This window comes from Capilliphycus salinus ALCB114379 (genome assembly GCF_047276495.1).
Lineage (GTDB): Bacteria > Cyanobacteriota > Cyanobacteriia > Cyanobacteriales > Microcoleaceae > Capilliphycus > Capilliphycus salinus.
The window spans coordinates 4,032,903-4,046,155 of record NZ_CP178543.1; the positions used below are offsets into that span (position 1 = coordinate 4,032,903).

General features: G+C 42.5%; 15 protein-coding genes. 8 read left to right on the plus strand and 7 right to left on the minus strand.

Going from position 1 to position 13,253, the window contains the following annotated elements:
- The first annotated feature begins 80 nt into the window (after positions 1-80).
- The 3 genes from ACL6C3_RS16720 (at position 81) to ACL6C3_RS16730 (ending at position 3,025) form a co-directional block, all read left to right on the plus strand.
- Positions 81-680 carry a phycobilisome protein gene (locus ACL6C3_RS16720; protein ID WP_413160061.1) on the plus strand — a complete coding sequence of 200 codons (600 nt, stop codon included), beginning with the start codon at positions 81-83 and terminating at the stop codon, positions 678-680.
- A gap of 66 nt (positions 681-746) precedes the next feature.
- The gene (gene argS / locus ACL6C3_RS16725; RefSeq protein ID WP_413160062.1) at positions 747-2,504 is read left to right on the plus strand and encodes an arginine--tRNA ligase; all 1,758 of its coding nucleotides are present in this window, start codon (positions 747-749) and stop codon (positions 2,502-2,504) included.
- Positions 2,505-2,608: 104 nt separating this feature from the next.
- Entirely contained in the window at positions 2,609-3,025 is a 417-nt protein-coding gene (locus ACL6C3_RS16730) for a hypothetical protein (RefSeq protein WP_413160063.1), read from the plus strand.
- Positions 3,026-3,141: 116 nt separating this feature from the next.
- On the opposite strand, the gene ACL6C3_RS16735 is transcribed toward ACL6C3_RS16730, so the two are convergent.
- From ACL6C3_RS16735 to ACL6C3_RS16745, 3 genes are all read right to left on the minus strand, one after another.
- Entirely contained in the window at positions 3,142-3,561 is a 420-nt protein-coding gene (locus ACL6C3_RS16735) for a hypothetical protein (protein WP_413160064.1), read from the minus strand.
- Positions 3,562-3,734: 173 nt separating this feature from the next.
- The gene (locus tag ACL6C3_RS16740) at positions 3,735-4,601 is read right to left on the minus strand and encodes a zinc metalloprotease HtpX (RefSeq protein ID WP_413160065.1); all 867 of its coding nucleotides are present in this window, start codon (positions 4,599-4,601) and stop codon (positions 3,735-3,737) included.
- A 234-nt stretch (positions 4,602-4,835) separates the two neighbouring features.
- Entirely contained in the window at positions 4,836-5,537 is a 702-nt protein-coding gene (locus ACL6C3_RS16745; protein WP_413160066.1) for a leucine-rich repeat domain-containing protein, read from the minus strand.
- 177 nt (positions 5,538-5,714) lie between these two features.
- On the opposite strand from ACL6C3_RS16745, the gene crcB reads away from it, so the two are divergent.
- The 5 genes from crcB (at position 5,715) to ACL6C3_RS16770 (ending at position 10,870) form a co-directional block, all read left to right on the plus strand.
- Positions 5,715-6,167, plus strand: coding sequence for a fluoride efflux transporter CrcB (crcB, locus tag ACL6C3_RS16750; protein WP_413160067.1), 453 nt, complete (start codon positions 5,715-5,717; stop codon positions 6,165-6,167).
- 302 nt (positions 6,168-6,469) lie between these two features.
- A complete protein-coding gene (locus ACL6C3_RS16755; RefSeq protein ID WP_413160068.1) occupies positions 6,470-7,945 on the plus strand; it encodes an alpha-amylase in 1,476 nt (491 codons plus the stop codon).
- A gap of 541 nt (positions 7,946-8,486) precedes the next feature.
- Positions 8,487-8,780 carry a hypothetical protein gene (locus tag ACL6C3_RS16760; protein WP_413160069.1) on the plus strand — a complete coding sequence of 98 codons (294 nt, stop codon included), beginning with the start codon at positions 8,487-8,489 and terminating at the stop codon, positions 8,778-8,780.
- Between the two features lie 373 nt (positions 8,781-9,153).
- Positions 9,154-10,269: an acyltransferase family protein gene (locus ACL6C3_RS16765; RefSeq protein ID WP_413160070.1), complete on the plus strand. Its 1,116-nt coding sequence runs from the start codon at positions 9,154-9,156 to the stop codon at positions 10,267-10,269.
- Between the two features lie 217 nt (positions 10,270-10,486).
- Complete coding sequence (locus tag ACL6C3_RS16770) at positions 10,487-10,870, plus strand: endonuclease domain-containing protein (protein ID WP_413160071.1); 384 nt, start codon at positions 10,487-10,489, stop codon at positions 10,868-10,870.
- Between the two features lie 177 nt (positions 10,871-11,047).
- Here the strand turns inward: ACL6C3_RS16770 and ACL6C3_RS16775 are convergent, their stop codons facing one another.
- The 4 genes from ACL6C3_RS16775 to ACL6C3_RS16790 form a co-directional block, all read right to left on the minus strand.
- The gene (locus ACL6C3_RS16775; protein ID WP_413160072.1) at positions 11,048-12,304 is read right to left on the minus strand and encodes a transposase; all 1,257 of its coding nucleotides are present in this window, start codon (positions 12,302-12,304) and stop codon (positions 11,048-11,050) included.
- 247 nt (positions 12,305-12,551) lie between these two features.
- A complete protein-coding gene (locus ACL6C3_RS16780; RefSeq protein ID WP_413160073.1) occupies positions 12,552-12,779 on the minus strand; it encodes a hypothetical protein in 228 nt (75 codons plus the stop codon).
- Positions 12,772-13,020: a hypothetical protein gene (locus tag ACL6C3_RS16785; RefSeq protein ID WP_413160074.1), complete on the minus strand. Its 249-nt coding sequence runs from the start codon at positions 13,018-13,020 to the stop codon at positions 12,772-12,774. The genes ACL6C3_RS16780 and ACL6C3_RS16785 overlap by 8 nt, the downstream gene beginning before the upstream one ends.
- A gap of 2 nt (positions 13,021-13,022) precedes the next feature.
- Complete coding sequence (locus tag ACL6C3_RS16790) at positions 13,023-13,247, minus strand: hypothetical protein (protein WP_413160075.1); 225 nt, start codon at positions 13,245-13,247, stop codon at positions 13,023-13,025.
- Positions 13,248-13,253 lie beyond the last annotated feature (6 nt).

A 13,253-nucleotide genomic window follows, 5' to 3' on the forward strand; every position in this document is an offset into this window, starting at 1 on the left:
CTTGAATCCGATCAATTAACCCTTCTAAGAAAGAATAAAAATCTGATAATCTAGAATAGGATTTACAGCTAAAAAAAACTATGCTCACCGAACGAGCCAAACAACTGATTCCCAAAGCCCGAATTGTTAGCTTTGCCCACTGGGAGGCGACAATTCCAGAGGCGACAATAGCCATGTTTCAAGCCGCAGACGACGAGGGACGCTATCCGAGCGATACCGATCTCGATCAATTGGTCGCCACCTTTGAAACCTTCCCCGACGCCGAAAAATCAGCCGCCCTCGCCCGAGTCGGTGTTGCTCGTTTGCTGCGCGATCGGGCCGATACAATCGTTACAGACGCCCGCGAAACCGTTTTGGCACAATATCCGGGTATTACCGATCCGGGGGGCGATCTGTATCCTCCCGAGCGGGCTAAGGCTTGCTGGCGGGACTTTTGGCATTTTCTGCGCTGTATTACCTACGGGATCGCCGGGGGCCAAACCGAATACACCAGCGAAGAAGGCTTGCATTATATGGAATTACTCTATCAAGAACTCAATGTACCTCTACAGGCGATGGTTTGCGGGCTGGAAGGGTTGAAAGCCGCCAGTTTGAAGCGTTTACCCGCCAGCGACCCCGAAGACATCGCCCCCTATTTCGATCATCTGATTACTCAAATGCGCCGCTTTTCCAACTCATAGACAGTTTTGAGCAAGATTCATTTATCATAAAACTGTACTCGCTTAATCTTAAGTTGATCATTTCCAATGCCTTCTACCGTCCAAGAGCTTAGAGCTAAATTTGATCAAGCCCTCATCGCTGCCTTTGGTGAGGAAATGGCGGGAACTGACCCGATGTTAGTTCCGGCGAGTAATCCCAAATTTGGGGATTATCAATGTAATGTGGCGATGTCTCTGACGAAGGCATTGAAAAATAATCCGCGAGCGATCGCAACTCAAATTATAGAACAGCTTGATGTTAGCGAAATTTGTGAACCGCCCGAAATAGCCGGACCGGGGTTTATCAATCTCCGTCTGAAACCGGAATATTTAGAAACCGAACTTAACACAGTTTTAACCGATGAACGTTTAGGAATTCCAAAAGTTGACGATCCGCAAAACGTAATTGTTGACTTTTCCAGTCCAAATATCGCCAAAGAAATGCACGTCGGCCATTTACGTTCGACAATTATTGGCGATTCTATTGCTCGGGTTTTAGAATTTTTAAATCACGAGGTTTTGCGTCTCAATCATGTGGGAGATTGGGGGACGCAATTTGGAATGTTAATTACTTATTTGCGAGAAGTTTATCCCGAAGCGTTAACAACAGCCGATGCTTTAGATTTGGGGGATTTAGTGGCATTTTACCGAAAGGCAAAAATTCGCTTTGACGAAGACGAAGAGTTTAAAGAAGCTTCCCGAAAAGAAGTGGTAAAATTGCAAGCCGGCGCCGAAGATAGCCGTCGGGCTTGGGGGATTTTGTGCGAACAATCTCGGCGAGAGTTTCAAGTTATTTATGATTTGTTGGATATTAAATTAGAAGAAAGGGGAGAATCTTTTTATAATCCGTTGTTGCCAAAAGTTGTTGAAGATTTGGATAAAACCGGGTTGTTAGAAGAAAATCAAGGCGCGAAATGTGTCTTTTTAGAAGGGTTTCAAAATAAAGAAGGCGAGGCGTTACCGTTAATTGTACAGAAGTCGGACGGGGGATATAATTACGCCACAACCGATTTAGCGGCGCTGCGATATCGGATTAATAAAGATGGGGCGGATCGGATTATTTATGTGACCGATGCCGGTCAAGCGAATCATTTTGCTCAAGTTTGGCAGGTGGCGAGAAAAGCCGGTTGGATACCCGATAATGTGGAAGTGGTTCACGTTCCTTTTGGCTTAGTTTTGGGGGAAGATGGGAAGAAATTAAAAACACGTTCGGGGGAAACGGTTAGGCTGCGGGATTTGTTGGATGAAGCCATTAATCGCGCCAGAAAAGATTTAGAAATGCGCCTCAAAGAAGAAGGGAGAACCGAGTCGGAAGCGTTTATTAATAACGTGGCGCAGGTGGTGGGAATGAGTGCGGTGAAATACGCCGATCTCAGCCAAAATCGCACCAGTAACTATGTATTTAGTTTTGATAAAATGCTTTCCCTGCAAGGAAACACGGCGCCTTATTTACTCTACGCTTATGTGAGAATTCAAGGGATTCGTCGCAAAGGAGAAATTGATTTTAAACAGGTGGGAACTGAGGCGAAAATCAAGCTTCAAGAAGAAGCAGAATTGACCTTAGCCAAGCATTTATTGCAGTTAAACGAAGTCATCGAAACGGTTGAAAAAGAGTTGCTTCCTAACCGTTTGTGTCAATATTTATTTGAACTCAGTCAAAAGTTTAATCAATTTTACGATCAGTGTCCCGTGTTGAAAGCAGAAGATGTTCAAAGAATCTCTCGTTTAGCGCTTTGCGATCTGACCGCACGCACGTTAAAATTAGGATTATCCCTGTTGGGGATATCTGTCCTAGAGCGGATGTAAGTAGACCATAATTTAGCTAAAATTCTAATTGGAATATTTTAATGGAATTTTAACTAAAAAAACTGTAGAGATTCGTAGATTAAACCATACAGAGGAGCAATTTTATGTCGGAAGTTCAACCCGAAAGCACAAAAAAGATTGAAACCGTCTCCGAAACAAAAACGACAGCCCCCACAGTCCCCCCGCCTCGTCCTTCTACAACCCCCGATAACACGGGTGGAGTTGGAGGATTCCTCAACAGTTGGAAATTTAAACTCGGGTTGGCGGTGGCGGCGATATTGGCGCTGGCGACGGGTCTTTTTATTTTCTACTATCCCCACAACATCGCCATGATTGGTTTAAAAAGATGGTCTGCTGAGTCGGGCGCCCAACCGATTGATTGTATGATGCAAGATACTGATGATAATGGTTACGTTAGTTGTAGTGCCAAACTTGACCAGAAAATTTTTCCGCTTGAATGTGGTGCAAGTATTTTCAATACTGGATGTCGAGTCTTTAAAGAGGAAATTCTCAGACAGTAATTTCCCAGATTGTAGGATGGGTTAGGATTGCGTAACCCATCAAATATCTAAAAACATATCAACTAAAAACCCGGTAACGTTTAAGCGCTCCGGGTTTCTTTATTTGAGGATTTAAACTATTTAGATTCTGAGTCACGGGGAGCGGTTAAGACATCCCAAAACGCTTGAGTCGCCTTAGTTAACCGTTCACCTAAATCGGCTAAATCTTTAACAATTCCTTGGAAATTGTTCTCAGCATCCGCCTCAAACGCTTTAAAAGAAGACTCAATTTGCTCTTTATCAATCAATCGAATCTGCTCAATTCTTTCTCTAACATTTTTCACCGCTTCTGTATAAACATCGCGATTGATTTCCGCTGCGGTTTGCAGTTCCACTTTAACTAAATTCTGAATCGCTTCGAGTAAAGCTTCCGTTTCTTTCTGGGGTTGGGTACCCGAAGGTTTTTCGGAATTCGGAACCACTTCCGCTGGCGTCACTTCCGTTGAAGATGTTTCTACCAAAGCAGATTCTTTCGGTACATTTTGTTCTTCAGCCATTAATTTATCCTCAACTACGGTTAATCGATCTCTTTTTGCGGTAATTCTCGGTTCATTCAGGAAAAAGTCGATCTTTTTCTCCAGTGTATCGTATCGTAAGGCGTGAGTTTCTATCGTTACCCCATATACGAACTGTTTTCAAAAATTCCATCAGTTTGAACTTAAACAATCAATCAAATTGATGGCAAATTAGACATTTCTTGTTCAATCTTCAATAACGCTTGTACGCGAGCTTCTGTAGACGGATGAGTCGAAAACAGATTCGCCATTTTTTGACCGGAAAATCCATTCATAATCAAAAGCGGTTCAAAAGCGGGGTTTGTTCTCAGGGGAACCTGTCGCGCCCGACTATCCAACCGTTGCAACGCCCTCGCCAGTCCTCGCGGATTTTGCGTTAACTTCGCCGCCCCCGCATCTGCGGCATATTCTCGGGTTCGGGAAATCGCCATTTGAATGACGGTAGCCGAAATGGGAGCCAACATGACCGTCAACAACAGGCCGATCGGATTCCCCCGACCGTTATCCCGCGAACCCCCGCCAAACCACATCGCATAAGTCGCAAATTGGGCGATCGCACTAATTGCACCGCCGATGGTCGCCGCCACCGCTTGGGTGAGGGTGTCGCGGTTTCTGATGTGGGTGAGTTCGTGAGCAATTACCCCTTCGAGTTCGTCTTCGGGTAAGATGTCCAACAGGCCTTGGGTGACGGCAACTGCGGCATTTTGGGGGTCGCGCCCGGTTGCAAAAGCGTTCGGCGCCGCAGTCGGGACGATGTAAACCCCCGGCATGGGTAAATTCCCGCGATCGCACAGTCGCTTGATCATGTTGTGCAGTTGGGGCGCTTGTTCATAGCTGACCGGTTGGGCGCGATAGGCCGCCAATGCGATTTTATCGGAATAAAACCAAGAACCGAGGTTGGTGATCGCCGCCAAACCCAATCCTATAATTAAACCTGTGGTTCCCCCGATCGCCCAAAAGCAAATCGCCACCAGTAAACCGCTGAGTATTCCTAATAAAACAACTGTTTTTAAGAGGTTCATTTGTTTCTCTCCTCTGGCTGTCGATAACCCAGAGTTTTTTTAGATTGCCTCTATTTTATCGGGAAATGATTGCTGACAGTTAAGATTGTTTACCGACTTTTTAATTACGGTTTATTGGGGCGGGTTCAGCTTCATTTCGGAGTGGTCGCAAACCTTTTGTAGAACCCGCCCCTACATCAGTGATTCTTCGGAAATCTGCCCTACAAAACTTGTAGTTAAACGGTTGGGCTAAATTTAAAACTGACAAATATACTTGGGAGTCACCGGACAGGTTTCGTCTTGGATCGGATTATCGCGAACAAATAAATAGGTTAATCGGTCTAAGGGTTGAAGGGAACTAATATCGACCACTTGATTGTTGTTGAGATTCAGTTCGTTCAGTTTTTTTAACGACTGTAAAGGACTGACATCTTTAACTTGGTTGTAACTGAGGTTTAATAAGTTTAAATTTTCTAGGGATTGTAAGGGGGTCACATCGGTGACTTTGTTGTAGCTTAAATTGAGTTCGGTTAAATTCGTTAAAGATTGCAGGGGGGTTAAATCCGTGATTTGATTATTAATTAACTTCAGTTGGGTAATTGTGGTTAGAGATCCTAAGGGACTAATATCCGAGATTTGACTGGTACTTAAATCGAGTTGAGAAATATTCGTTAGATTTTCTGAGGCGCGAGCGCAGTTAAAAGTTCCCGCCCGTTGTAAAATCATACTCATCGTCCGTCTGGCTGCGGGGGATAGTTTTTCTCGGTTCATACACCAGTCCATAAAGCTTTTATATTCCCCCTCCGCTTGCGAGGGACTGCTTGAATCTTCGGTTAATTCCGCTTCCGGTGGTGAGTCGGTTTCTGGCGATTCAGACTGAGCGATTCCTGTATGTGGATAAGCTAATACTGCGATCGCCAATAAGAGATTGATTAGGAATGGCAACTGACGTTTCACGAGTAGTTTCTCTTTTATTTTTACTCATTTGTATTCTTTCTAGTATAGCATTTATCCGGTAATTTTATGTTGGGTTATTGCGGGAACTTTCTCGAAGTTTTTTGGGGGCGATGACTTTAGTGGTATCATAACCCAGTCCCCTCTGTTATTCTCAATTCCCACCCGGATTAATCTGCAATGTTCAGAACTTTAATTCATCTTTTCTTCTCCCTCTCGACTTCCCTCTCCGATGCTTTGACTCAACCCGTAATTCGCAATCCGATTGCGATTGCTTTTGGGGCGGTCGCCGGGGCTTTAACCCGTTATTATCTAACGCTATGGTTTGCCGCTTCTTTCGGCACAAACTTTCCCTACGGAACGTTTTTTATCAATCTGACCGGATGTGTGGGAATGGGGTTTTTTGTACCGTTTTCCGAACGAATTGCCGCGTTTTCACCGGAACTTATTTTATTATTAGCCGTCGGTTTTTTGGGGTCTTACACAACTTTCTCAACCTATGAGTTAGACACCCATCGATTGATCGGAGATAGCCGTTTAGAAATCGCTCTATTTTATTGGATGGGAAGCGCAATTTTTGGAGTTTTGGGCATTTACATCGGAATGAGTTTGGCTCGTTTATTGATGCGGTAAAATTAACCGAAATATTTGGAAAAATTCCAACTCGGATGATTTTTCGGTTGAACTTCCTTCCGGTCCGCCGGCAACGTTATACCAAATTATTTTATTAAAAAATTATTTTGACTCAGTTGAACTACTCTAAAAGAAGTAGTCGCCATGAAAATCAAGGAAGTTTTTGTAAAAATATTCGGTTTGTGCCGTAAAAGAGTTGTAAGAGATTGCAGTTTTTGTGAAATAGTAGATGAAGTCAGGGTAAATTAGTGATAATTTGCCCTTGACTTGTGACCTTAAAATCAACACAAGGAGCAATTTTCATGTCTATTAACGGCGTAATCATGCAATATTTTCACTGGTACATCCCTGGCGATGGTACTCTGTGGGAACAGGTTAAAAACAAAGCCCAAGAATTAGCCGATGCGGGAATTACCGCCCTCTGGCTTCCTCCCGCTTACAAAGGCATTGGCGGGGGTAATGATGTCGGTTACGGGGTCTATGATATGTATGATTTGGGCGAATTCGATCAAAAAGGTTCTATTCGCACAAAATACGGCACCTATCAGCAATATATGGACGCCCTGCAAGCGTTAAAAAATGCCGGAATTGAAATTTATGCCGATGTTGTTCTTAACCACAGAATGGCGGCCGATTTTTCCGAAACCGTGAAAGCAACTCCCTTCCGAAAAAATGACCGTCTTCATCCCATTGGTTCCCAGCAAGACGTTCAAGTTTACACTCATTTTACCTTTCCCGCTCGTCAGGGCAAATATTCCAAATTCGAGTGGCGTTGGTGGCATTTTGATGCGGTAGATTACAATAAAAACGACCCCCACAACTACGATACCATTTATCTGTTTGAAGGGAAACAATTTGATGATTATGTTGCCCTTGAAAATGGAAACTATGCTTATTTAATGGGGTGCGACCTCGACTTTCAAAATCCCGAAGTCCAAAAAGAAGCCATCGACTGGGGAAAATGGTATCTGGATACGACCGGCGCCGATGGTTTTCGCCTCGATGCTATTAAACATATTTCTTCTTGGTTTTTCCCCATTTGGATTGATGAATTAGAACGTCATGTCGGCAAAGATTTGTTTGTTGTTGGGGAGTATTGGCAAAACAGTATTAGTACATTGCATTGGTATGTGAATTCAGTTCAAGGTAAAATGTCGGTGTTTGATGTTCCCTTGCATTACAACTTTTATTATGCAAGTAAATCCGGGGGTCATTACGATATGCGAAATATCCTCAATGGGACGATGATGAAAGAACGTCCGACCCATGCGGTGACTTTTGTTGAAAACCATGATTCTCAACCCTTGCAAGCCTTAGAAGCCCCGGTTGAACCCTGGTTTAAACCTTTAGCTTATGCCATAATTTTATTGCGGCGAGAAGGATATCCTTGTATTTTTCATGCGGATTATTACGGCGCCCAATACGAAGATTATGGTCGCGATGGGAATCGTTATTCGATCTTTTTACCCGAGCATCGTTGGATTATTGACAAGCTTCTTTATGCTCGCCAACACTACGCTTATGGTGAACAATATGATTATATCGATCACTATAATACCATCGGTTGGACTCGTTTGGGAGATCGCGAACATCCCAAAGCAATGGCAGTGATTATGAGCGATAGTGTTCCCGGTTGGAAATGGATGGAAGTGGGTAAACCCAATGCTAAATTTGTCGATATTACCGAACACGTTAAAGAACCCATTTACACCAACGAATGGGGTTGGGCTGAGTTCCGTTGTAATGGCGGTTCCGTTTCGGTTTGGGTACAAGAATAGTTGATCCCATGTCCGATTAATCGATTAGGATTATGTAGGGGCGGGTTCTAAACCATTTCTGACACCTATTACTAAATTAAAAAAACCCGCCCCGCCTTCAGAACACGCATTAATCAACCGGACATCGTATGAAGTTTGACAGGTCTGTTCCCTTTTCCGGTGCGAGCGCATGATTTTTTCGAGATAGTATGATTGATTGTCAATACTGAAGGATTCGTTTGATGTCGAGAAGAATTTTTTACTTCACCAATAGACTAAATTTCCTCAAAATGTGAGACACTTAATAAGGGTTTGAGCGGTTCTCGACGAGAAAGTTAAAACTTGGCCAGATGTCCAAGAATTCCCTCTCTCAATGGCCTAGAATCATCCAAAGCTAACCCTCAATTTATATAAGGAGTGTCCAACTATGTCCACTTAAACTCGTCCCACTGAAGTTATTGATTTAGTTGTTAACAGTAAAGACAATTGCTATCTGATCAAAGATCATATTGAAGCCATTCAAAATACAGGCGTCAAACAAGAATTAACGCCGGGAATTTGGGTGGTTCGCATTCGCAAAGGTTCCTTTGATTATATCAAAGATGACCCTCAAGGTCAAAAAGGTGAACCTTTAGTTATGCTGTGGATATATGGCGGGAAGTTCAAAAATCTCAAAACAAATCAAACAGTTCCCGCCGGTTGGTCAACTTTAAATGGTTTTGATGATACTGTTACTTTAGCCGTATCAGAACCCATCACCCTTTGCGCCTTTTTCTTTGATATTTATCTCGAAGATAACGAGGGAGATGTTACCGTTTCCGCCGTTAAAGTTGGCGAACTCAGCGACATTGAATAATTTTAACCGTTTGATTTTTAATCAATTCTTTCCGAGTTAAAACCCAAGCTATTCTCAATTTTTAGCCTCGGTTTAACTCAACATCACCATCAAATTATTCGCGCCATTGCCTAAAACAGTGGTACGATTTCAAAAACCCGGTTTCTGTCAGAAACCGGGTTTTTCATCCCCATTCTCTAAAAACCGATATATTATAGACTTTTAAGATGATACAATGTCCGGTTGATTAATGCCTGTTCGGGGTTCGGGCGGGTTTATGTAAATCTCTCAGTAGTCGTAAAGATATTGAAGAACCCGCCCCTACAGAATTATTATTCATTAATCGGATATCATATAACAAGTTAAAATCAAAAATTAATATCAACCTAAACGAATGCGACTCACTTCTCTAGATGTTTTCCGAGGAATAGCAATTACCAGCATGATTTTAGTCAATAATCCCGGCAGTTGGAATCATGTTTATCCCCTGTTAAAACACGCAGAATGGCACGGTTATACCCCCACCGACTTAATATTTCCCAGTTTTCTGTTTATTGTCGGGGTTGCGATGGCGTTTTCCCTGGCAAAATACACCCCAGAAAAGCAAAACGATGAGGACAATATTACCTCTAAAATTTATCTTAAAATTTTGCGCCGTTGTCTAATATTATTTCTCCTCGGACTCCTGCTAAACGGCTATCCCAACTATGATTTAGCCAATATTAGAATTATGGGAGTCTTACAACGAATTAGCCTCGCTTACGGACTCTCCGCGATCGCGATTTTACACCTCTCCCGCCAACAAATAATAGGTTTATGTGTTATAATCCTACTAGGATACGCGATCGCCATGCAACTGATTCCCGTTCCCGGTTATGGAGTCGGAAACTTAAGCCCAGAAGGAAATTTAGGCGCCTATTTTGATCGCCTCATCTTGGGAGAAAATCATCTGTTAGGCGGGGGAAAATACGACCCGGAAGGATTATTAAGTACACTTCCGGCTGTGGTAACGGTTTTAATGGGTTATTTAACCGGAGACTGGCTAAAAAAACAACCCGTAAACAGTCAAACCAGCCTAAATTTAACAATCATCGGTTTATGTAATATTATTATCGGTCATTTCTGGGGATTCATCTTTCCCATCAATAAACCCCTGTGGACGAGTTCCTACGTTGTCGTTACCGCAGGTTGGGCGTTAATTTTACTCGCTATTTGTTATGAACTTATCGAAGTTCGTCAGCGAAGAAAATGGGGATTTCCCTTTGAAGTAATGGGATTAAACCCCATTTTTTTATTTGTTGCTTCCGGGTTCGTGGCGAGAATTTTAATTTATACAAAACTTCCTCAAAATAGCGAATTAATGAGTTTTAAAACTTGGATTTATGAAAATATGTTTGTGTCTTGGGCGGGGGAAATGAACGGTTCTTTGGTGTTTGCGATCGCCAACGTGTTAATCTGGTGGGTGGTGTTGTATGGGATGTATCGGAAACGTTGGTTTTTGAAGATTTGAGAAAGCATCCCCCTAAATTTCCCTTGAAAGAATCCCCCTCAATCCCCTGCCCCCGTGACCCCCAATAATGGGGGTAAAAAGGGGGACTTTTAAGCCGATGTCTTCCTCTGATTCCCCCGTCTTTTCCCCCCTTACAAAGGGTGGCTAGAGGGGATAAAGGGGGGCTAGGGGGGATAAAATAGAGACTAAGAGAGACCAAATAAAACTAGGAGGAACAATGACCAACCTCAAACAAGGTAAATACTTTTTACCTTACAATCCAAAATTAGTCGATCAAGCCAAAGAAATGAGAAAAAATCCCACATCACCAGAACGAAAGCTTTGGGATTTTTTGAAAAATTTTCCTTGGAAAATGTGGAGACAAAAGCCGATTTATAATTTTATTGTTGATTTTTATTGTCCAAAATTAAAATTGGTGATTGAGGTTGATGGTGATAGTCATTTTTCATCGGAAGGGATGGTTTATGATGCAGAAATAACTAAGGTTTTAGAAGGGTATGGGTTGCAAGTTGTTCGCTTTACTAATCATCAGGTTTTGTGTGAGTTTGAAGGGGTTTGTCAGGTGATTTTGGGGTTTATCCCCCCTAACCCCCCTTTGTAAGGGGGGAATAAGATTTAATAGTTTTTGCGGTGGTGACATGACTCTTAAAATTCTATTTCAGCGACGCCGTAGTTTTGTATTCCTTGAACCGGACATTTAACCAACTGAGAAAACTCTTTTTTCTTCAGTTGAACAAAATCTTCATCTTGATCGCCTTTCCCTTCAGAGGTAGTGATTTCACCCTACGGTCATCTTGACCAAATTTTTATAAAGTTCGGCTGTAGCGGTGAACAGCAGGCGAATTAAAGCGTCATCGCCCCCGATTGCACCCTCTCCAGCCTGCCAGATTGTCTGTTCTGCATCCAGAGGAAACAACCGCCGAAGCTGCTTGTGTTTTTCCCAAAGCAATCGACCCTGGTCCGATGTCATTCGCGACCCGCGAGATTTGTCAAATTCGGTTTTTGCCCACATATACAGATTCGCCCGACAAACTTTAGAGCCGTGAAACTTCTTTTTGGTCTGACCCGATTTCCCGGATTGCTCCAAGGTGTAGCTCAATCCCAGAAAAGCCTGAAATTGTCTCAGGCTGCGATCACATTTTACTCGCTTGCCTGAACGAGAAATGCGGCGTTCAACCCAAGGTTTACCATCCACCAAGAACTTATCGAAGGGATAGCATTGAACGAGCAATCCGACTTGATTTTTAACCCCAAACTTAAACGGTTTCATCGCTTCTAGGTAGGGTTTAAATTCCGGTTGGGCGATGAATTTTAAGCACTTTGCTTTGAGAACTTCGACCTGCTGTAAGTTCTCGCAAACCCATTGGGCGTGTTGGCGGGTGTAATCAGAAATTCCGGCACCGCAGGTTTTTTCGTAGGCGCGATCAAACTGCCAATAGCTGTGAATTCCCGCCAAAGCCGCAAAAAAGGGAACGCAATTCAATTCCTTGTTAACCTGATCGTAGCTGATTTTTATTTCGGCTCGTTCCGGGAATTCGTAGCATAAACGCTGCTTAATATGGTTTACCAATGCAACCCGAATTTTTATTAACTGTTCCCACTCGTAAAACCAGTCTCTAAGCTGGTCAATTTTGGTATTGAAATTTAGAAATCTTTTTCGGCCCAATACATCAATAAATCTATCATCGAAATAACAGGCAGCTAGTGAAAGCGCATCTTCCCTATCTCTCTTTGACTTAAACCCGTAAGATTCGCGTTGGGCTTTTAATTGAGCGTGTCCAACCCAGTACACTTGTATACCTTTTTCTGTACACTTTTCCGCGACCAATCGACTGTACCAACGCCCCGAAGGTTCCATCACTACTCCATCCGGTAACATCTGCCAAAGCAGATCAAATCCGTCACCGTTCACAAAGTTTAATTTGATAAATTCTTTTTCGTGGTCGCGATAATATCGCTGCATATTTTGAGGAAAACTTTCCAATGCAGCGGCTACGACATGGTTTGCTCCCACGTCTAAACCGATTATTTTCATATTTATTAGATCATTTCGCTTATGAATTAATTGAAGGCAATCCAATCGGTCGCCTAATTCACCCTTGAACCAAAGATGATCTACTAATAAAACCTTGCTTGACGCCTAAGAAATCACAAAAGCATTGTCCACAACGGTCAACGCTTACTTCCCTAAGGAGGCATTCGATGCAAGATTTTTTTGCGGAAAGGGAGCGACCCAAACCGCCAACGCTTCACCAACAATTAAACTGATGAAGCGTAAGCGATTAAGGTTTCTGTTTAACTACTACATCCCACAACCTCATTATCTCTTCTATTTCTTGACCATCAGCGTAATAGGGGTGTTTTTGCTGTATATCCCATAACATACGCATCATCTCATCCGGTGTGCATAGATAAAATACGGCTAAAATTGCAACCGCGTTTTCAAGCATTCCCACCTGAGAAGCTAAAAGCTTTTTGTGAGCCAAATCTAAGCTTTTAAAGTTACTCAATTTTACTTTTCTCCTGTTTTTTACTGCTAATTTCTTCGTCTACCTTGCTAATAAAATGTTCTAACTCTTGAATTGTAAACTGTTCAACGTAATTAACGCCGTTAGAACAAATTTCTTCTTGCACTTTCTCTAGTTCGTTCCCTGACAAACGGACAATTACGTGAGTAGCAATTCTAAGAGATTGAATCACTTCGGCGAGAAACTTCTTGTGAGGGATTTCTAAGTCTTCAAATTTTGCCATTGTTAGTTTTTCCCTCCGTTAATAATTTCTGATTCAGGTTCCAACGGATTATTTTCTAAATCGTCCGGCCCTTCTAATTTACAATCAAGGTTCATCAAAGCATTTTCAATTTTAAGCAGCGTTATTCTAATGTGATTAAGCTGTTTAACGCCTTCCTCCATTTGTTTTGCAATTTGAACGATTGCATCGGTAATTCTGGTTAGTTGCTGAAAGAATTTTTCAATCATAGTAAC